The 18,328-nt window shown below is 72.6% G+C and carries 18 protein-coding genes; 16 read left to right on the top strand and 2 right to left on the bottom strand.

Going from position 1 to position 18,328, the window contains the following annotated elements; genetic code table 11:
• The first annotated feature begins 46 nt into the window (after positions 1 to 46).
• From ACP6CK_RS12445 to ACP6CK_RS12435, 3 genes are all read left to right on the top strand, one after another.
• The gene (locus tag ACP6CK_RS12445; RefSeq protein ID WP_426959285.1) at positions 47 to 1,693 is read left to right on the top strand and encodes a lysine--tRNA ligase; all 1,647 of its coding nucleotides are present in this window, start codon (positions 47 to 49) and stop codon (positions 1,691 to 1,693) included.
• Entirely contained in the window at positions 1,690 to 3,615 is a 1,926-nt protein-coding gene (locus tag ACP6CK_RS12440) for a phosphatidylglycerol lysyltransferase domain-containing protein (RefSeq protein WP_426959283.1), read from the top strand. Before ACP6CK_RS12445 ends, ACP6CK_RS12440 begins: the two co-directional genes overlap by 4 nt.
• Positions 3,616 to 3,700: 85 nt before the next feature.
• Positions 3,701 to 4,009 (top strand): hypothetical protein, encoded by a 309-nt coding sequence (locus tag ACP6CK_RS12435; protein WP_426959282.1) that lies wholly within the window; start codon positions 3,701 to 3,703, stop codon positions 4,007 to 4,009.
• A 127-nt stretch (positions 4,010 to 4,136) separates the two neighbouring features.
• On the opposite strand, the gene ACP6CK_RS12430 is transcribed toward ACP6CK_RS12435, so the two are convergent.
• Positions 4,137 to 4,772 (bottom strand): S24 family peptidase, encoded by a 636-nt coding sequence (locus tag ACP6CK_RS12430; RefSeq protein ID WP_426959281.1) that lies wholly within the window; start codon positions 4,770 to 4,772, stop codon positions 4,137 to 4,139.
• A 127-nt stretch (positions 4,773 to 4,899) separates the two neighbouring features.
• On the opposite strand from ACP6CK_RS12430, the gene ACP6CK_RS12425 reads away from it, so the two are divergent.
• From ACP6CK_RS12425 to terL, 11 genes are all read left to right on the top strand, one after another.
• Positions 4,900 to 5,343, top strand: coding sequence for a hypothetical protein (locus ACP6CK_RS12425; protein ID WP_426959280.1), 444 nt, complete (start codon positions 4,900 to 4,902; stop codon positions 5,341 to 5,343).
• A 5-nt stretch (positions 5,344 to 5,348) separates the two neighbouring features.
• Entirely contained in the window at positions 5,349 to 5,864 is a 516-nt protein-coding gene (locus tag ACP6CK_RS12420) for a hypothetical protein (protein WP_426959278.1), read from the top strand.
• Between the two features lie 206 nt (positions 5,865 to 6,070).
• The gene (locus ACP6CK_RS12415; RefSeq protein ID WP_426959277.1) at positions 6,071 to 7,543 is read left to right on the top strand and encodes a portal protein; all 1,473 of its coding nucleotides are present in this window, start codon (positions 6,071 to 6,073) and stop codon (positions 7,541 to 7,543) included.
• Positions 7,540 to 8,271 (top strand): capsid assembly protein, encoded by a 732-nt coding sequence (locus ACP6CK_RS12410; RefSeq protein ID WP_426959275.1) that lies wholly within the window; start codon positions 7,540 to 7,542, stop codon positions 8,269 to 8,271. Before ACP6CK_RS12415 ends, ACP6CK_RS12410 begins: the two co-directional genes overlap by 4 nt.
• A 456-nt stretch (positions 8,272 to 8,727) precedes the next feature.
• Positions 8,728 to 9,561, top strand: a complete 834-nt coding sequence (locus tag ACP6CK_RS12405) for a phage capsid protein (RefSeq protein ID WP_426959274.1) — start codon at positions 8,728 to 8,730, stop codon at positions 9,559 to 9,561.
• Positions 9,562 to 9,796: 235 nt separating this feature from the next.
• Complete coding sequence (locus tag ACP6CK_RS12400) at positions 9,797 to 10,366, top strand: hypothetical protein (RefSeq protein WP_426959273.1); 570 nt, start codon at positions 9,797 to 9,799, stop codon at positions 10,364 to 10,366.
• 3 nt (positions 10,367 to 10,369) lie between these two features.
• On the top strand, positions 10,370 to 12,247 hold the full coding sequence (locus ACP6CK_RS12395) for a hypothetical protein (RefSeq protein ID WP_426959271.1): 1,878 nt from the start codon (positions 10,370 to 10,372) through the stop codon (positions 12,245 to 12,247).
• A complete protein-coding gene (locus ACP6CK_RS12390) occupies positions 12,247 to 12,720 on the top strand; it encodes a hypothetical protein (protein ID WP_426959270.1) in 474 nt (157 codons plus the stop codon). The genes ACP6CK_RS12395 and ACP6CK_RS12390 overlap by 1 nt, the downstream gene beginning before the upstream one ends.
• A gap of 105 nt (positions 12,721 to 12,825) precedes the next feature.
• Positions 12,826 to 15,111: a phage tail fiber protein gene (locus ACP6CK_RS12385; RefSeq protein WP_426959268.1), complete on the top strand. Its 2,286-nt coding sequence runs from the start codon at positions 12,826 to 12,828 to the stop codon at positions 15,109 to 15,111.
• Complete coding sequence (locus ACP6CK_RS12380; RefSeq protein ID WP_426959267.1) at positions 15,111 to 15,455, top strand: hypothetical protein; 345 nt, start codon at positions 15,111 to 15,113, stop codon at positions 15,453 to 15,455. Before ACP6CK_RS12385 ends, ACP6CK_RS12380 begins: the two co-directional genes overlap by 1 nt.
• Entirely contained in the window at positions 15,439 to 16,896 is a 1,458-nt protein-coding gene (gene terL, locus ACP6CK_RS12375) for a phage terminase large subunit (protein ID WP_426959266.1), read from the top strand. The genes ACP6CK_RS12380 and terL overlap by 17 nt, the downstream gene beginning before the upstream one ends.
• 3 nt (positions 16,897 to 16,899) lie before the next feature.
• Here terL and ACP6CK_RS12370 read toward each other — a convergent pair whose 3' ends face one another.
• Positions 16,900 to 17,151, bottom strand: coding sequence for a hypothetical protein (locus ACP6CK_RS12370; RefSeq protein WP_426959907.1), 252 nt, complete (start codon positions 17,149 to 17,151; stop codon positions 16,900 to 16,902).
• A 158-nt stretch (positions 17,152 to 17,309) separates the two neighbouring features.
• Between ACP6CK_RS12370 and ACP6CK_RS12365 the strand changes: the two genes are divergently transcribed.
• Together ACP6CK_RS12365 and ACP6CK_RS12360 are read left to right on the top strand one after the other, a co-directional pair.
• Positions 17,310 to 17,687, top strand: a complete 378-nt coding sequence (locus ACP6CK_RS12365; RefSeq protein ID WP_426959265.1) for a hypothetical protein — start codon at positions 17,310 to 17,312, stop codon at positions 17,685 to 17,687.
• The gene (locus tag ACP6CK_RS12360; RefSeq protein WP_426959264.1) at positions 17,684 to 18,235 is read left to right on the top strand and encodes a cell wall hydrolase; all 552 of its coding nucleotides are present in this window, start codon (positions 17,684 to 17,686) and stop codon (positions 18,233 to 18,235) included. The genes ACP6CK_RS12365 and ACP6CK_RS12360 overlap by 4 nt, the downstream gene beginning before the upstream one ends.
• Positions 18,236 to 18,328: the final 93 nt, after the last annotated feature.

Genomic DNA, 18,328 nt, shown 5'->3' with positions numbered 1-18,328 from the left:
GTCCTTCGTTGACCGGGACGGGCCCCCCTGCCAATGGAGGCGCCCCATGGCCTCCTTCCCCGCCGATCCCGCGCTCCGCGCCACCCGTGCCTGGCCCTTCGAGGAGGCGGCGAAGGTGGCCGACCGGGCTTCGGTGGCGAAAAAGGGCGGCGCGCTGTTCGAGACGGGCTACGGCCCCTCCGGCCTGCCGCATATCGGGACCTTCGGAGAGGTGGCGCGGACGACCTGGGTGCGCCGCGCTTTCGAGCGGATGACCGGGCTGCCCGGCCGGCTGATCGCGTTCAGCGACGACATGGACGCGCTCCGGAAGGTGCCGGACAACATCCCGAACGCGGAGGTGTTGCGCGCCAACATCGGCAAGCCGGTGACGCGGGTGCCCGATCCCTTCGGCACGCATGAGAGCTTCGGAGCGCACAACAACGCGCGGCTGCGGGCGTTCCTGGACGCCTTCGGGTTCGAGTACGAGTTCGCCTCGTCGACGGACTACTACACCTCCGGCCGCTTCGACGCCGCGCTGCTGCGGATGCTGGAGCGGCACGACGCGGTGCGGGACGTGATCCTGCCCACGCTCGGGCCGGACCGGCGCGCCACCTATTCGCCCTTCCTGCCGATCCATCCGAAGACCGGCCTGGTGATGCAGGTGCCGATGGAGGAGACGCGGCCGGCCGACGGCACGGTGGTGTGGCGCGATCCGAACACGGGAGAGCGCTTCGAGACGCCGGTCACCGGCGGCCACGTGAAGGCACAGTGGAAGGCCGACTGGGCGCTGCGCTGGTACGCGCTGGGCGTGGACTACGAGATGTCCGGCAAGGACCTGATCGACAGCGTGCGGTTGTCGGGCCAGATCTGCCGCGTGCTGGGCGGTGAGCCACCGGTCGGCTTCACCTACGAGCTGTTTCTCGATGAGGACGGCAAGAAGATCAGCAAGTCCGCCGGCAACGGTATGACGATCGAGGAGTGGCTGCGCTACGGCCCGCCGGAGAGCCTGTCGCAGTTCATGTTCCAGCAGCCTGGGCGGGCGAAGCGGCTCTACTTCGATGTCATCCCGCGGGCGGCGGACGAGTACCTCGCGAATGTCGAGAAGTTCCGGGCCTCGGGCGATCCGGCCAACCCGGCGTGGCACCTGCATGGCGGGGTGCTGCCGAACGCGGCGGGATCGCCGATCACCTTCACCCTGCTGCTGAACCTCGCGGTGGCCGCGAATGCGGAGACGCCGGAGATGCTCTGGGGCTACCTGCGCCGCCACGCGCCGGAAGCGACGCCAGAGGCGTCCCCGATGCTGGCGCAGCTCGTGGAGCGGGCGAGCACCTATTACCGGGAGCAGGTGAAGCCGAAGAAGACCTTCCGGCCGCCGACCGAGGCAGAGCGGGAGGCGTTGCTGGACCTTGCCGCCCGGCTGCGGGCGAACCAGGCGGCGATCGAGGCGCTGCCAGCGGCGGAGCGGCCGGCAGCGATCCAGGACCTTGTCTATGATGCGGGACGGCGCGAGCCCTTCCTGCAGCCGGGCAAGGGGCCGGCCAAAGACGGGGAGGCTCGGCCGGGCGTGTCGCGGGCCTGGTTCTCCGCGATCTATCAGGTGCTGCTGGGGCAGGAGGAGGGACCGCGCTTCGGCGGCTTCGTCGCGCTCTACGGCATTCCGGAAACGGTCGCGCTGATCGAATCCACCCTGGAGAAGGGCGCCGTCGCGGCATGATCTGGAAGGCCGTCCGGAAGCACGGCCCGACCGTCTTCGGCCTCATCCTCCTCGTCGGCGCGCTCTACGTCGTGCAGCGGGAATTCCGGCACCTGTCCGTGGCCGAGATCGGGCGGGCGCTGCGGGAGACGTCGCTGCACAGCCTGATCGTCGCCTTCCTGTGGACGCTGCTCGCCTATGCGGTGCTGACGGTCTACGACCGGCTCGGCTCGGTTTATGCGGGAAGACCGATCTCCTATTCCAAGACGTCGCTCGCCTCCTTCTGCGCCTACACGCTGGCGCATAATCTCGGCTTCGCGGCGGTGTCGGGCGCCGCGGTGCGCTACCGCTTCTACGCGGCCTGGGGGCTGACGCCGGGGGAGATCGCGAAGGTCATCGCCTTCACCTCCCTCACCTTCGGGCTGGGCGGGTTCGCGCTCGGCGGGCTGGTGCTGATCCTGGAGCCCGCGGTCCTGCCCTTCGTCGGGCCGGAGGAACTCATCCCGAACTGGGCCGCCTGGATCGTGGGGCTGGCGATGTGGGGGATCGTGCTCGCCTATGTCGCGGCATCGCTCTTCCTGCCGTCCTTCACCGCCTTCGGCTACAAGATCGAGCTGCCGGGCTGGCGGATGGCGCTGGCGCAGGTGACGCTCGCGACGGTGGATGTCGCGGTCACCACGATGATCTTCTACGCCCTGCTGCCGGATGCGCCGGGGCTGACCTTCTGGCGGTTCCTGGGCATCTACATCGCGGCCTACACCGCCGGGATCGCGGCGACGGTGCCGGGCGGGCTGGGCGTGTTCGACGGCTTCATCCTGCTGGCGCTGCAGCCCTACCTGCCCTCCCCGCAGGTGATCGGGGCGCTGCTGCTGTTCCGGCTGTTCTACTACATCGGGCCGCTCTTCGTGGCGGGCGCGCTCTTCGCGGGATTCGAGCTGAGCCAGCGGCGCGGGTTCTTCGACCGCATCCGCACGGAGACGCGCGTCACGGGCGCGCTGGAGGTGCCGGTCCTGGCGGGGCTCTGCGGCCTGGGTGGGATCGTGCTGCTCTTCATCGGCGCCCTGCCGGCCCGGGGCTCGGACGTGGTGGCCTGGGGCGGGGAGGAGGTGGCGCTGGCGAGCCAGTTCGGCGCCTCCATCATCGGGTCGCTGCTGCTGGCCGTGTCCTACGGGGTGCTGCGGCGGCTGCGGATCGCGTGGTGGGCCGGGCTGGTGCTGCTCCTGACCGGCGCCGTCGTCATCACCGTGCGGGGCGATCCCTGGTGGGTCGCGGCCGGGTACCTGGCCGCGGCGCTGTTCCTGGCGGCCATGGGGCGCGCCTTCTACCGCGACGCGCGGCTCACGGGGGAGCCGCTGACGGCGCCGCGCGTCGTGTCGCTCCTGGGCGGCGTGATCTGCGGGCTGACGCTGGCGACCGTGGCCTATCATGGACGGGTCTCCGGCGCCTGGTGGGAGGTCGTGCTGCTGGCGGGCAGCCCGGCGCCGCTGCGGTTCGCCGTCGGGGCCACCGTCGTGCTCATGCTGGCCGCGGCGGTCCGCCTGCTGCATCCGGCGCGGGTGGCCGCGGATGCGTATGATGCCAGTGCCCGTTCGCGCCTGCTCTCGATCGGGGCGCGGGCGCCGGCGGCGGCGGACGGCGCAGTGTTCGCCGAGGGTGGTCGCAGCGGCTTCGCCTTCCGCAAGCACGGCGAGGTCTGGGTGGGGGAGGGCGATCCGGCCGGCCCGCCCGAGGCCCGCGTTGCCGCGATCTGGGCGTTCCGCGACCTGTGCGATGCAGCCGGCGTGGCGCCCGCCTTCGCCGGCGTGCAGCCGGCCATGCTGCCGGCCTATGAGGATGCCGGGCTGGCCGCCGTGACCATGGAGGACGGGCGGATACTTGCCATCTCCGCGGATCGTGATCCGCAGCGCGTGCTGCGTCTGCTGGAAGAGCGGCCGGCGACGTAGGGGCTGTCACGAAGTGACCCCGCCTCTGCCTTAATCCCGCGCCGATCCCTCCCCATGTTCTGCTCACTGAGTTGAGGAGAGTGACATGACGAAGAGCGTCCGGGCCCTGGCCCTGGCCGGTCTGACCGGCGTGGCGCTGATGGCGGCCTCCCCGAGCGCCGAGGCGCAGGGCTGGCACCGCCGCGGCCCGAGCGGTGGGGCCGTCGCCGCTGGCATCATCGGGGGACTCGCGCTGGGTGCGATCGCCGGTTCGGCCTATGCCTATGCGCCGCCCCCGCCGGTCTATTATGCGCCGCCGCCGCCCGTGTATTACGCGCCGCCGGCCTACTACGCGCCCCCCCCGCCGCCGGCCTATTACTACCGCCCGGCCCCGGTCTACCGGCCGTACTGGTAAGGCGATCGGCCTCGGGGCCTCCGTCCCGGGGCTGCCCTTCCCGGGCCTGACCCGATCATCGGGGCAGGGCCCGCGGAGCGACTGGGCCTGATGCCCGGCCGCTTCTGCGCCGCGCGGCCGTGGCGCGCTACTGGCTCGCCCAGACGATCCGGTGCATCCACATCAGCTCCTCCAGCTCGAAGCTGTAGGTGGGGTGGGCCGGGTTGAGGCTCGCCAGTTCCACGCGCTTGGCGGATTGCCGTAGCAACTCCTTCGCCATCACCTCGCCGGCCTTGGTGCGGACCACCACGCGGTCGCCGCGGCGCACCGGGGCGCCCGGCGAGACGATGATCACGTCCCCGTCCCGGAACACCGGCTCCATCGAGTCGCCGCTGATCTCGAGCGCGTAGGCGTTGGGATCGCCGACCTCCGGCAGGCTGATCTCGTCCCAGCCGCCGCCGACGGGGTAGCCACCATCGTCGAAGAAGCCGCTCCGTCCGGCCTGGGCGAGGCCGAGCAGCGGGATGCGCCGACTCGGGCGTGGCTGCGCCCGCATCGTGCCCGTGACGAGGGCGGCGAAGTTCTCCATCCCCGAGCCCGTGGCGGCGAAGACCTTCGCGAGGCTCTCGGTGGAGGGCCAGCGCGCGCGACCGTCTGGCCCCACGCGCTTGGAGGGGTTGAAGGCGGTGGGATCGAGCCCCGCCTTGCGGGCCAGCCCCGATGCGGACAGGCCGTTCTCGGCGGCCAGGGCATCGAGCGCGCGCCAGACATCCGCGTGCTGCATTGCGGTAGTATCCTAGGCACACCGTCTCCTGACAATAGGAATTTTATCAAAGACCGGGCTTGACGGTCACAACCCCGTGCCCCGATGTTCTTGCTATGTTCAACTCCCAGGCGAGGATCAGCCCCCGATGACCACCGCCCCCCGGTCCCATGCCGCGCCCAACTTCGCGCCTCTTCACAAGACACAGCCCTTCCGCAGCGCCGAGGAGGCCTGGCTCTGGACCATGGCCGCCCTCGTCGCGCGGCGCGACGGCGCGCGAATCGTCGCGGGCAAGGGCCTCGTGAGCCGGCCCTGCGAGCCGGATGATGTGGTGAAGTGCCTCGACCGGCTCTATCGCCAGCGCCGAATCGAGATCGCGCATGCCCGGATCCTGCGGATCTGGGGCGAGCGCGGCACCGCCCCCGACCCGCGCGCCCTGCGGGAGAAGGGCGACTGGCGCCTGTGGAAGGAGGCGCTGGACCGGATGGAATGGCCGCTCCGCGTGAAGGGCATCGTCCAGCCCGAGGAGTGCCGGCGCGAGGCGGCTGGAGAGGCCGCGGTGGTCGCGCTGAAGCCCCGGAATCCGGGCTGATCGCGATGGACGGCGTGCCGATCCTGCCGGCGCCGGACCTGCTCGCCGCCTCCGATCCGCGGGGCGATGCGCGGCCGATCGCCGCGCATCGCCGGGTGGCCGTCACCGTGCCGCAGACCCTGTGGATCGGGTTCGGCGGCGGGGGAGACCAGCCCTGGCTGCGCCTGCTGCGGCCGGGCTTCCGGCACTGCTTCGGCGCGCTGCAGGACGCGTGGGGCTGGACCGTGCTGGACCCGCTCTCCGGCCGGTTGCTGGTCACGCGGCTGGAGGTGCCGGCCGCCTATGACCTGCCCGGCTTCTGGCGCCGGGCCGGCTGCGCGGTGCTCGGACCGTTCAGCCCGGCGCCGCCGGCCCCGCGTGGGCCGGGCCTCTTGCCGTTCTCCTGCGTGACGCTCTGCCGGGCGCTGTTGGGACCCGGTGCGCCGCTCGCGGTGACCCCGCACGGGCTCCACCGTCGGCTGATGAAGCGGCTGAGGGATCGACAGGAAAATATTCTTGACAAACGGCCCGCTCGCGTTTAGAAATCTTCTCATCAGCGGCCGAATTGTGTCCGCTGCTCATCCTCCCCGCTCCCCTCTCGAAGGCCCGGCCCCGGATCCCCTCCGGCGCCGGGCCTTCGTCGTTCCGGGCCGGGGGTTCCGCAGAGAGGAGCGACCCCGCGCATGGCCGGCCGAACCAACTCGACGCTGCCCGCCTGCCCGGCGCTTCCCATCCCGGAGGCGCGCGCATGACGCCCGACGACATCCTCGCCCGCGCCGAGCGCGCCCTGGAACGCCGTCGCCCCTGGGAGGGCGTGTGGCGCGACTGCTACGACCACGTCCTGGCCGCGACGCCGGGCATGGGCGGCCCAGCCCTCTTCGACGGGACGGCGGCGGATGCGGCGGAGAACTTGGCGGCGTCCCTGCTGGCGGAGCTGACGCCGCCCTGGTCCCGCTGGTTCGGCCTCTCCCCGGTTCAGGAGAGTGCGGAGCCAGGGGTGGCCGCGGCGCTCGAGGCAGCGGCGGAGACGCTCCAGGGGCATCTCGACCGCTCGAACTTCGCGCTGGAGATGCACCAGGCCTTCCTCGACCTCGTCGTGGCCGGCACCGGCGTGCTGCTGGTGGAGGAGGCGCCGACGGGCGAGGCCTCGGCCTTCCGCTTCACCGCCGTGCCGCTGCGCGAGGCGGTGCTGGAGGAGGGGCCGTCCGGGCGGCTGGACACGGTGTTCCGCCTCGTGCGGCTGAGCGCCGCCGCCATCGCGGCCCGCTATCCCCACGCGATCCTGCCGCCGGCGCTGCTCCGTCCGCAGGACCCGGAGGAGGCGCACCGCGTCATCGAGGCCGTGTGGCCCGACCGCAGCGGCCACCGCTTCTGCGCGATGCTGGAGAAGGACGGTGCCGGCACCGTGCTGGCCGAGGGGCGCTTCGACGGCAGCCCCTTCCTGCCCTTCCGCTGGCTGAAGGCGCCCGGCGAGACCTATGGCCGCGGCCCCGTGATGAAGGCGCTGCCGGACATCCGCACCGCGAACAAGGTGGTGGAGCTGGTGCTGAAGAACGCCTCCATCGCCGCGACCGGCATCTGGCAGGCGGATGACGACGGGGTGCTGAACCCCGCGACGGTGCGGCTGGAGCCGGGCGCGATCATCCCGAAGGCCCCGGGCTCCGCGGGGCTGACGCCGCTGGCGGCGCCGGGCTCCTTCGACGTGTCCCAGCTCGTGCTCTCCGACATGCGCGCGCGCATCCGATCGGCGCTGCTGGCGGACCGCCTGACGCCCCCGCGCGACGCCCGCATGACCGCGACGGAGGTGCTGGAGCGCAGCGGCGAGACCGCTCGGCTGCTGGGCGCCACCTATGGCCGGTTGCAGGCGGAGCTGCTGACGCCGCTCATCGCCCGCTGCCTCTCGATCTTGCGGCGACGCGGGGAGGTGCCGCCGATCCTGCTCGACGGACCGGGGGACAGTCACGCGGCGCGGATCGCCTACCAGTCGCCGCTGGCGCGCGTGCAGGGTCGGGCGGATGCGTCGAACACGCTTCTCTTCCTCCAGGCCGTGGCGGCGCTGGGGCCCGCGGCCGCGCCGGTCGTGGATATCCCGGCGGCCGCCCGTTACCTCGCCCGCACCCTCTCGGCGCCGAGCGCGATCATCGCGCCGTTGCCCCCGGCCGCGGTCCCGCCGGTTGCCGGGCCGGCCCCTCAACCCGATCAGGAGTCCCCCCAGGCATGACCGAGAACCTGCTCCAGGCCGCGCAGGCCGGCGACACCGGCCCCGCCTCCCGCCCCGCGGAGGTGCCGGAGAAGTTCTGGGACCCGGAGCGCGGCACGATCCGCGTGGACGCGCTGCTGAAGTCCTACCGCGAGCTGGAGCGGAAGCTCTCCGCCCGCTTCCTGCCACCGGGTGCCGACGCGCCGGAGGAGGAGCGGGTCCGGTTCCGCCGGGCACTGGGCGTGCCGGAGAGCCCGGACGAGTACGTGGTGGAGTGCCGGCACGCGCTATGCAGCCCGGATCGCGAGGTGAATGCGCGGCTGCACGACGCCGGCTTCACCCCGGAACAGGTGCAGGTCGTGTACGACTTGGCGGCCGAGCGCCTGGTGCCGATCGTCGCCGAGGCGGCGATGGGCTACGAGGCCGAGCGCCAGCTCGACCGCCTGCGCGCCGAGTTCGGCGGGGAGGAGCGCTTCCGCCGGATCTCGAAGCAGATCGCGGCCTGGGGCCGCGCGAACCTCCCCCCGCCGGTCTTCGAAGCCCTGTCCACCACGGCGGACGGGGTGATCGCCCTGCACCGCATGATGGAGAAGGGCGAGCCGCCCCTGGCCCGCCGGTCCGAACAGCCGGAGACGATGGACGAGGGCGCGCTGCGGAAGATGATGCGCGACCCCCGCTACTGGCGAACCCGCGAGCCCGATTTCGTGCGCCGCGTCACGGAGGGCTTCCGCCGCCTCACCGGAGCGTGAGGTGCGCGGCTCGGCCACGATGCTTAAGCTGCCGGGCAGGAAAAACGCCTAAGCCTCTGAAACCCGACTCGTGAGGCGGCGTTATCCCGATACCTCTCGCGACGGGGGGCACGCCCGACTGCATCCCCCCATGGGCGTCCCCGTCGTTGCCGGCCCCGCATCCCCCCTCGTGCGGGCCGGCCAAGCGGGGGCGGGTGGCACCTCACTTCCCCCTGGTGCCGCCCGCCCCCGTTTCCTTGTTCAGCCCCTTTTTTTCGGATCGCCTGACCCGGACCTGAACGGTCCGCCGACGATCCGTACCCTTCGCGCCGAACTCAACCCGCCCCGCCCGATCCTCCGGATCACGGCGGCGCGGGCGCTTGGCGTTTCCGCGGCCGCATCCGGCCGCGGCGGCTCTCCCGTCGCCGTGCCAACCGGTCCCGCCGCACCCCGCCCCCATTCCGAAGGAGGACCCGCGTGTCCGCCACGATCGACCAGGCTTTCGTGAAGCAGTTCCAGGCCGAGGTGCACGAGGCCTTTCAGCGCCAGGGCAGCAAGCTGCGCCCGACCGTGCGCTCCAAGACCGGCGTGCACGGCGCTTCCACCGTCTTCCCGCGGGTCGGGAAGGGGACAGCGGCGGCGAAGCCGCGCAACGGCGTCGTGCCCGTGATGAACCTCGACTACACCAACGCCGAGTGCTTCCTGCAGGACTACTACGCCGGCGAGTGGGTGGACCGGCTGGACGAGGTGAAGTCCAACATCGACGAGCGCGCGGTGGTGGCGAATGCCGGTGCCTACGCGCTGGGCCGCAAGACGGACGAGCTGATCATCGCCGCGCTGGACACCGCCACGCAGGAGGCGGTCGGAACCGCGTCCGGCACCACCGACACGGACGGGCTGACGCGCGCGAAGGTGCTGCTGGCCTTCGAGAAGCTCGGCGCCGCGGACGTGCCGGATGACGGCCAGCGCTTCGCCATCGTCGGCTGGAAGCAGTGGAGCAACCTGCTGGCGATTGAGGAGTTCGCGAGCGCGCAGTACATCGGGGACGACGAGCTGCCCTGGAAGGGGACGCAGGCGAAGCGCTGGTTGGGCGCGACCTGGATCCCGCATTCCGGCCTGACGAAGACCGGCAGCCTTCGCTTCTGCTACTTCTACCACAAGACGGCGATCGGCCACGCCGCCGCGCAGGAGGTGGCGACCGACATCACCTGGCACGGCGACCGCGCGGCCCACTTCGTCAACAACATGATGAGCCAGGGTGCCGTGATGATCGACGACACCGGCATCGTCCGGATGCGCGCCGCCGAATAGCCGCCCGATCCGGTCGGTCTGCAACTCCACAACGAAGATGGGGCCGGGGGATGTCTCCCGGCCCCCGACGAGACCACGCGCGCCGCTCCCCCCGAGGCGGCGCGCGGCGCGGGGGTCCGGTGTGCCGGACCGCCGCCTGTCGCGACCGCGGCGCTTCGCGGCCGCGTCCCCGCCGACCCCCGCGCACCCCCTTCCGACCGCCCCGCGCCCTTCGCGCAACAGGAGCACCGACCCGATGGCGCTGTCCGTCCCCATCCTCTGCTCGCGCGCCCTGCTGAAGGTCGGCGCGCAGCCGATCGCCTCGCTGGAGGAGGGGACGGCGGAGGCGGAGGTCGCGGCCAATCTCTATCCCGCCACGCGGGACGCGATCCTCTCTCTCCATCCCTGGTCCTTCGCCACCGCGCAGATGCCGCTGAACCGCCTGGCCGAGACGCCGGTCGCGGACCACGCGCACGCCTTCCAGCTTCCCGCGAACATGCTGCGCGCGGTCTCTGCGGGCAGCGTCGGCAGCACGCGCGGCGTGCGCTTCCGCATCCGGGAGGGACGGCTGCACGCCGATCCCGTGCAGGTAACGCTCACCTACCTCTTCCGTCCCGCGGAAGCGGAGTTCCCGCCCTTCTTCGCCGCGGCCCTCGTCGCGCGGCTGGCGGCGGAGTTCTGCCTCCCGCTGACGGAGAACACGTCGCGCGCCGAGATGCTGCACCGCCTGGCGGAGTCGGAGCTGCGCGCCGCGCGGCTGACGGACAGCCAGCAGCAGACGGCGCAGGCCCTCTCCGACTTCCCCCTGATCGCTGCGCGGAGTTGAGCCATGCCCTCCGTCAAGCGCGCCAAGACCGCCTTCACGGCGGGGGAACTGGCGCCGGAGCTTCTGGGCCGCGGTGACATCGCGGCCTGGGGCAACGGCGCCGCGCGTCTCCGCAACGTGTTCATCCAGCCCACGGGCGGCGTGCAGCGTCGTCCCGGGCTGCGGCATCTCCAGTCGCTGCCGGGGCCGGCACGGCTGGCACCCTTCGAGATCTCGACGGACCTGACACATCTGCTGGTGTTCCGCGACCGCGCGCTGCGCGTTTTCCGCGGTGACGACATGGTGGTGGAGCTGCCGGCGCCCTGGACCGGGGCGATGCTGCCGCAGCTCGCCTGGACGCAGGACGCGCATCAGATGATCGTCCTGCACCCGGACATGCGGCCGCAATACGTCACCTTCACCTTCGCCGCCGGCTGGTCCGTCACGCCCTTCGCCTTCCTGCGGGAGCCCTTCATCCGCTACGCGCCCGCCGGGGTGATCGTCAGCACCAACGGCACCAGCGGCGCGGTCACGCTCAATGCATCCGACGCGGTGTTCCGGCCGGGCCATGTCGGGTCGCGGCTGCGCGTCGAGGGCTGTCAGGTCCTCGTCACAAACTTCATCAACGCCGCTTCCCTCATCGTGCAGGTGGAGGAGGAGCTGACCACGACGGGCGGCGCCGCGAACTGGGACGAGTCGATCTTCAGCGACGCCTATGGCTGGCCCGTCAGCGCCTGCTTCCACCAGAACCGGCTCGTCTTCGGCGGGTCGCGCGCCCTGCCGAACCAGATCTGGTTCTCCCGCACCGGCGACCGGCTGAACTTCGACCTGGGCGAGGGGCTGGACGATCAGGCAATCTCCTTCGCCCTCGCGGCGGATGGGGTGAACGCGATCCGCGCGGTGTTTCCGGGGCGCCATCTTCAGGTATTCACCTCCGGAGCGGAGTGGATGGTGACGGGCGATCCGCTCACGCCCGCCTCCATCCAGGTGGCGCGGCAGACCCGCGTCGGCTCCATCACGGAGCGGATGGTGCCGCCGGTGGACGTGGACGGGACGACGATCTTCGCCGCCCGATCGGGCCGTGCGGTGCACGAGTTCTCCTACACCGAGGTGCAGGGCGCCTATCAGGCGGCGGACCTCGCCCTCGCGGCGCGGCACCTCGTCCAATCGCCGGTCTCCATGGCCTATGACGCCACACGGCGGTTGCTGCACCTGGCGATGGCGGATGGCGGGCTCTCCACCCTCACCCTCTATCGCGGGGAGGGCGTGACGGGCTGGACGCGGCAGGAGACCGCGGGCGCCTTCCGCGGCATCGCGGAGGTGGAGGGCACCGTCTACGCGCTGGTGGAGCGCGCCGGCACGCACCGGCTGGAGCGCTTCGACGACGCGATGGCGGTGGATGGCGGCGTCTCCCTCGCCACGCCGGCGGGCGCCTACACCTGGGGCGGGCTGTCTCACCTCGAGGGGCAGACCGTCGCCATCCTGGCCGACGGCGCGTCACGCGGCACAACCCCCGTGTCGCAGGGCACGGTGACGCTCGATCCCTACGCCACGACGCTGCAGGCGGGCCTGGCCTTCACCCATGTGGTGGAGCCGCTGCCGCCCGAGACCGCGGGATCGGGCGGGGCGCGGACCGGCCCGGTGCGGCTCGTGTCCGCCACCTTCCGCTTGCTCGGGGCAGGCGCGCTGACCGTGGATCTCGGCCGCGGCGCCCAGCCCGTGCCCTTCCGCCGGCTCGACACGCCGATGCTCGACGCCGCGCCGCCGGCCTTCACCGGCGACGTGACGTTGCGCGGCCTGGGATGGCGGAACGGCATCGTGCCGCTCTGGCGGATCGAATCCGACGCGCCGCTGCCCTTCACCCTGCTCTCCGTGACCACCGAGACGAGGATCACCGACTGATGGCCGCCCTTGCCCCCATCGCCACCATCGCCGCGACCGGCGTCTCCCTCTACGCCGCGAACGAGCAGAGGAACGCGCAGAAGAAGGCTGCGCGCGTTCAGCAGGAGAATGCCCAGATCCGGGTGGAGAACCAACAGGCCGCGCAGGAGCAGCAGCAGCAGGTCCTGGCGGCCCAGGCGGCGGCGGACAATGCGCAGCGGCAGCGCGCGCTCGCCCGCAGCGTCGCCTCCGCTCGCGCGCGGCTGGGCGCATCGGGCATCAACCCGAACACCGGTTCCGCCGCGGCGCTGACCGAGGGCCTGCGCACGGCCTCGGCAGTTGCGCAGAACGAGGATGACGCGGTCTACGCCGCGCGCATGGCGAATGGGCGCCGTTCCCTGCTCGTCGCCGATCCGACCTACGCCAGCACGCTGCAGGCCTGGGCGCGCGCGGGGCAGAGCACCGCGACGGCGCTCAAGAGCCTGCTGAGCTGACGCGGCGCGCCGGCGCCCATCCCCCGCCCGCACGGGCCGCACAGACCTGCCCCAGCCGGGCGCCAGACGTCGCGCCCCGGGGCGCGCCAGAACCGGAGACCCCTGATGGCCGAGCACATCCGCATCGGCGACGTCGCGCCGCGCGTGCACTACGTGGCGGACGGCGTGCAGACCGCCTTCACCTATCCCTTCCCGGTCTTCGAGCCCGAGGACCTGGAGTTGCGGATCGACGGCCTTTTGACACCCGCGGGCTATGCCGTGCTCGGTGCCGGCAGCTCGGAAGGCGGGCTGGTCGTCATGGCCGCGCCGCCTGCGGCGGGCGCTCGCCTGGTCATCCGTCGTCGCCTGCGGATGGAGCGCGTCAGCGACTTCCAGCCGAATGGCGTGCTGCGCGCCAACACCCTGAACGACGAGCTCGACCGCCAGATGGCCGCGCTGCAGGAGTTGCGGGAGGACCTGACCGCCACCCTGCGCCAGGACGCCGGGGAGGTCGGCGGCAACCTGACGCTGCCCCTGCGCCCGGCCCGCGCCAACCGGCTGCTCGGCTTCGACAGCAACGGCAACGTCGCGACCTTCTCTCGCGGGGAAGCGACCCTCTCTGCCGCCTTCCCCGGCGCCGTGCCGCGCACCGTGGAGGACAAGCTGTCCGAGCGCCTCTCGGCCCGCGATTTCGGCGCGTTGGGCGACGGCGTGACGGATGACGGCCCCGCGCTCCAGGCCGCGATGAACGCCGCCGCCGCGGCCGGCAAGCACCTGGAGATCGGGGAGGGCGCGCACCGCAGCACGCTCCCGCTGACCCTGCCAGGCGCCGCGGCCGGCCTGACCATGCGGGGCTCGATCCTCTACGCCGGCCCGGCCGGCCACACCGCGCTGACGCTCGGCGATGGCGGAGCCGTCCGCAACGCCGCGAAGATCTACGAAGGGCTGCGGGTCCTGCGCGCGACGACCGCGACCTGGCTCGACGAGGGCGACATCGGCGTCGTCGCCCGTAACCTCGACGCTTCCGTGATCGAGGTGCGACAGATCGAGGGCTTCACCATCGGGCTGCGAACGCTCGGTGTGGAGCGCGGCTTCGAGGACAGCACGATCTACCTCGGCCGCTTCGTGAACAACCGGATCGGGCTGGACATCCGCACCGCCACGGCGGCGGCGTGGAACACCTCGGTCCGCTACTATGGCGGCCACTTCGCCATCGCCTCGGCGCTCTACCCGGACCAGGACCGCTGGGGAATCCGCCTCTCGGCCGAGCCCGGCGCCTATGTCGCGCACAACCGCCACGTCTTCGACGGACCGACCTTCGAGCTGCAGGCGCGCGACCGGCCGGCGATCCTCGGCATCCCCTTCCTCTGCACGGTGAACTCCCGCTCGGTCATCGCCCGCAACATCCGGATGGAGGGCTGCGACCCCTACGTCGCCCACCACAACGCCGGCGCGCAGGACCACGTCTATGAGGTGGCATGGGCGAGCCAGGGTTACGGGATCGGCATCGACTACGCGCCCAGCGCGACCCGCGTCGGCAGCGTCGTCCGCTGCCTTCACCAGGCGGCCGCGCACCGAGAGGCCACGCGGTCCCTTGCGGAGGTGCCGAACCTGCGCGCCGCCGCGATCCGCTGGAACGCGACGGAGACCGGCTTCGAGAAGCTCGCCTGCCTCTCGACCAACGTCTCTGGCACGCCGACGACCCTCCCGCAATTCGCCCTCCCGGCGCTGGACAGCTACGTCCTGACCGATCGCGGGGTCACCCTGCCCGGCGGCCGCGGCCTCGGCTTCGTGGTGGATACGCGGACCTGCAAGGAGTTCGCCCTCGCGGTCGATGCCGACAGCCCGCGCCTGATCGTCCAGTGCTTCGGCGCGGGCAACGCGCTGCTCACCTCGGCGGATGGCGAACTGGTAAGGGCGTCCGGCATGTCGCTGACCTACGTCGCCGGGCCACGCTGGTGGCAGGGCAATGCCGACAGCAACGACGACGGCCTGACGCGCCTGCAGGTGATCCGCCTCTCGCCCCTGGTGCAGACGGCGATCATCGGCGTGGCGCGGGTGGACCATGACTATGAGGTCCGCAGCCTCCGCCTCTCCTGCGATCCGGCTTACAGCCCCGCCGTCCTCTACGGCACGCCGGAGCTGCCGCACGGGGTTCGGGAACTGAAGGCGGAGGCCGCCTGGGACCCGCCCTCCATCGCGGCGGGCGGCTCCGCCCAGCTGAACGTCCCGCTGGCGGGTGTGCGTGCCGGCGACTTCGTGCAGGCGGCCTTCTCCCTCTCCACCTCCGGCGCCGTCTTCCTGGCCCAGGTGGGGGCGCAGGACGTGGTCAGCGTCACGGCCTGGAACCGCTCCGCCGCCGCGCTGGACCTCAACGCCGGGACCGTGCGGGTGCGGGCGGTGAAGTCCTGATGGGAACATCCCCCCTGACGCCCGAGGAGCTGGAGGACGCCGTTCGCCGCATCGTCGCCGACTATCGCGGCTTCCTCTCCGCAGGCCCTGGCCCCGGCGGGCACGAGGACGCGAAGGCCTTCTCCACCCACCACACCGCCGCCCGCACGGCGCTCACGCATCTCGAACACCTGATGAAGCTCACCCGCAGCGCCGCCAGCGCCGACACCGCCGCCGAGGCGACCGCCCTCATCGCCGAGGCGCGCCGCTCCATCGAGGATGCCGAGCGCGAGGACCGCGTCACGCGCGCGCTGAAGGAGTGGGCGGAGAACGAGGACAACGACGAGGATGGCGAACCCCACTGAGGCGACGCCCCATCCGGCGCCGCACGACTTCATGGAGTTTCTCTACGCCTGGAACCTTCGGATGGGGGTGGGCACCCCGGGCGTCCATCGCCGCATCGCGCGCTGGCTGATGGGGCGTTGCGCGGCAGATGACCGGCGCCTGCTGCTCCTCGCCTTCCGCGGCTGCGGCAAGTCCACGCTCGTCGGCCTCTGGTGCGCCTGGCGGCTGGCTGTGCAGCCGGAACTGCGCATCCTGGTGCTGGCGGCCGACCACACGCTCGCCGCGCGGATGGTGGCGACGGTGCGCCGGATCATCGGCCGCCATCCTCTCTGCCGTCATCTCCTGGGTGGCGACGAGGCCTGGGCCGCGGACCGCTTCACCGTGCGGCGCGCCGGCGCGATCCGGGAGCCGTCGATGCTCGCCCAGGGCATCGGCGGCAACGTCACCGGCACGCGCGCGGAGCTCATCATCTGCGACGACGTGGAGGTCGCCGGCAACTGCGACACGAGGGCGAAGCGGGAGGAGCTGCGCGAGCGTCTTTCCGAGTGCGAGTTCGTCCTGACGCCGGACGGCACCATCCTCTACGTCGGCACGCCGCACTGTGCGGACAGCCTCTACGCCCCGCCGGACGCCGACGATGCCTGGCTCAAGGGTTATCGGCGCCTGCGCGTCCCGCTGCTGGATGCCGCCGGCCGCAGCGCCTGGCCCGAGCGTTTCCCGCGCGAGGGCATCGACGCCGTGCGCGACCGCGTCGGCCCGCTGAACTTCCGGCGGCAGATGATGCTCGACTGTGCGGACAGCGCGGCCGCGCGGCTCGATCCCGCCCTTATCATCCGTTACCGGGAGGAACCCGACTATCGCGAGGCGAATGGACGCCCGACCCTCTCCCTGCTGGGCCGCCGCCTCGTCTCCGGCGGCGGCTTCTGGGACCCGGCCTATGGCCGCCCGGGGATCGGCGATTCCAGCGTCCTCGCCGCCACCTACGCGGACGGGGAGGGGAACCACTACCTGCACCGCCTGGCCTATGTGACGCAGGACCCGGACGGCGACCCGGACCCGGCGACGCAGCAATGCCGCAAGGTCGCGGCCATCGCCCGCGACCTGCTGCTGCCCGTCATCCGGGTGGAGACGAACGGGCTCGGAAAATTCCTGCCCGCCCTGCTGCGGCGGGAACTCGCCCGCGCCGGCGTGCCCTGCACCGTGGTGGAGCACAACAGCCACCGCGCCAAGACGGAGCGCATCCTCGGCGCCCTGGACCCCGCCCTGGCCGCGCGCCGCCTGCACGCGCATGAGGCGGTGTTCCGCACCCGCTTCCCGCAGGAGATGGCGGAGTGGAAGCCCGGCGATCCCGGCGCCCGGGACGACGCCCTGGACGCCGTGGCCGGATGCCTCCTGGCCGAGCCCGTCCGGATGCCCGGGGTGACCCCGGCGCCGCGCGGCGCCGGCTGGCGGGGGGCGTAGCCCTCAGGCCGCCGGCCGCTTCAGAACCTCGCTCCCGTGCCGCTCCAGCCCCGCCGCCGTCGCCCGGAACCGCCCGGGCGACGGCTCCTCCGCCAGCCCCATCCCGCAGAGCCGCCGCAGGCAGGCCTCGTCCGGCACGCCGGATGGCCGCGTCCCGCCCTCCAGCCCGACCAGGAACAGCCGGTGCAGCGCCGCCCGGCAGCAGGTCTCTAGATAGGGCTCGTTCCACGTCGCACGGGGCGTCAACTCGGTCATGTCCCGCAGCGTGGGGGTGCCGCCCCCCGCCTTCAAGCCTCGGCCCCCCGGCCGGAACCGGCCGCTCGCCGATCCCGGCCCGGAACTCCCTTCGATCCTCCGCCTCACGCCCCCGGTGTTCCGCCTCGGGCGGTCACGCTCCAGCCAGAGAGGGACCCATGCTTTCCCTACCCCCCGAACCCCAGTGGATCGCGGCCGCGGTGGAGACCCCGCTGATGGTGATCCTCGCCTGGATGCTCCACAGCCTCCGCCGCAGTATCGCCCAGCAGCCGGAGCGCGAGGCCTCGCCCGACGGGCCCGCCCCCTCGCCGCCGCACCCGGCGCCCGCCCTGACCGCGATCGAGCGCACGCGGGAGGACCTGGCCGCCTTCAAGCTGGAGGTGGCCCGGACCTACGTGCCCCTCTCCCTCATCCGCGACGTGGACGGCCGCCTGACCGCCCATCTCGTCCGCATCGAGCAGAAGCTCGACGAGGCGACGCGCGCCGCCCATTCCACCGCCGCCCAGGTGCGGGTCCTGACCGAGGAGCGCGAATGACCCCGACCATCCCCGTGACCGCCACCCCCGCCGGCCTGACGGGTGCGGAACTCCTCGCCCGCACCCTCTTCGCCGAGGCCGGCACGCGCCCGGTCCGCGCGATCGAGGCCCTGGCCGCCCTCATCCTCAACCGCGCCCGGGCGCACCTGCCGCCCCGCCCGCCGCGTGTCCCCGGCACCGCCCCCTTCGCCCCCGGCGGCCATGCCCGCCTGCCGGAGGTGACCGCGCGGGAGGTCGCGGCTGCCTGCCGCACGCCCTTCCTCTTCCCCAGCCGGAACCCGCGCCACCCCGCCCATCTCCGGCTGGTCGCGCCGCCCGAGACGGACTTGGCGATGGCGATCTGCCGCCGCATCGCCACCCGCGCCCTGGCCGGCGTCCTGCCGGACCCGACCGGCGGCGCCACCCACTGGCACGGCGAGGAGGCGCTGCCGTCCTGGGCCGTCGCCCACTACCCCACGGCGGAATGCGGCGGCCTGGTCTTCTACCGGCCCGACCCCGCCGCGCCGCCGGCGCGGGGCGCGACGCCGACCCTGGTCGCTGCGGCCTGAGCGGATCCCGGTCAGCCTTCGGTTCTGACCTGTCTCCAGGGCGGCGGGAGGCTCTGCCTCCCGAACCCTCCGCCGGGGGCAGGCGTGCCCCCC

The sequence above is a fragment of the Muricoccus radiodurans genome (genome assembly GCF_050154705.1).
GTDB classification, from domain to species: domain Bacteria; phylum Pseudomonadota; class Alphaproteobacteria; order Acetobacterales; family Acetobacteraceae; genus Roseomonas; species Roseomonas radiodurans.
Note: the sequence above shows the minus strand (reverse complement) of the source record. Positions and strands in the feature narration are given on the sequence as shown.

Coding starts and splice junctions, on each gene's coding strand:
- ACP6CK_RS12445 (WP_426959285.1), top strand. CDS start 47: ATGGCCTCCTTCCCCGCCGATCCCGCGCTCCGCGCCACCCGTGCCTGG.
- ACP6CK_RS12440 (WP_426959283.1), top strand. CDS start 1,690: ATGATCTGGAAGGCCGTCCGGAAGCACGGCCCGACCGTCTTCGGCCTC.
- ACP6CK_RS12435 (WP_426959282.1), top strand. CDS start 3,701: ATGACGAAGAGCGTCCGGGCCCTGGCCCTGGCCGGTCTGACCGGCGTG.
- ACP6CK_RS12430 (WP_426959281.1), bottom strand. CDS start 4,772: ATGCAGCACGCGGATGTCTGGCGCGCGCTCGATGCCCTGGCCGCCGAG.
- ACP6CK_RS12425 (WP_426959280.1), top strand. CDS start 4,900: ATGACCACCGCCCCCCGGTCCCATGCCGCGCCCAACTTCGCGCCTCTT.
- ACP6CK_RS12420 (WP_426959278.1), top strand. CDS start 5,349: ATGGACGGCGTGCCGATCCTGCCGGCGCCGGACCTGCTCGCCGCCTCC.
- ACP6CK_RS12415 (WP_426959277.1), top strand. CDS start 6,071: ATGACGCCCGACGACATCCTCGCCCGCGCCGAGCGCGCCCTGGAACGC.
- ACP6CK_RS12410 (WP_426959275.1), top strand. CDS start 7,540: ATGACCGAGAACCTGCTCCAGGCCGCGCAGGCCGGCGACACCGGCCCC.
- ACP6CK_RS12400 (WP_426959273.1), top strand. CDS start 9,797: ATGGCGCTGTCCGTCCCCATCCTCTGCTCGCGCGCCCTGCTGAAGGTC.
- ACP6CK_RS12395 (WP_426959271.1), top strand. CDS start 10,370: ATGCCCTCCGTCAAGCGCGCCAAGACCGCCTTCACGGCGGGGGAACTG.
- ACP6CK_RS12390 (WP_426959270.1), top strand. CDS start 12,247: ATGGCCGCCCTTGCCCCCATCGCCACCATCGCCGCGACCGGCGTCTCC.
- ACP6CK_RS12385 (WP_426959268.1), top strand. CDS start 12,826: ATGGCCGAGCACATCCGCATCGGCGACGTCGCGCCGCGCGTGCACTAC.
- ACP6CK_RS12380 (WP_426959267.1), top strand. CDS start 15,111: ATGGGAACATCCCCCCTGACGCCCGAGGAGCTGGAGGACGCCGTTCGC.
- terL (WP_426959266.1), top strand. CDS start 15,439: ATGGCGAACCCCACTGAGGCGACGCCCCATCCGGCGCCGCACGACTTC.
- ACP6CK_RS12370 (WP_426959907.1), bottom strand. CDS start 17,151: ATGACCGAGTTGACGCCCCGTGCGACGTGGAACGAGCCCTATCTAGAG.
- ACP6CK_RS12365 (WP_426959265.1), top strand. CDS start 17,310: ATGCTTTCCCTACCCCCCGAACCCCAGTGGATCGCGGCCGCGGTGGAG.
- ACP6CK_RS12360 (WP_426959264.1), top strand. CDS start 17,684: ATGACCCCGACCATCCCCGTGACCGCCACCCCCGCCGGCCTGACGGGT.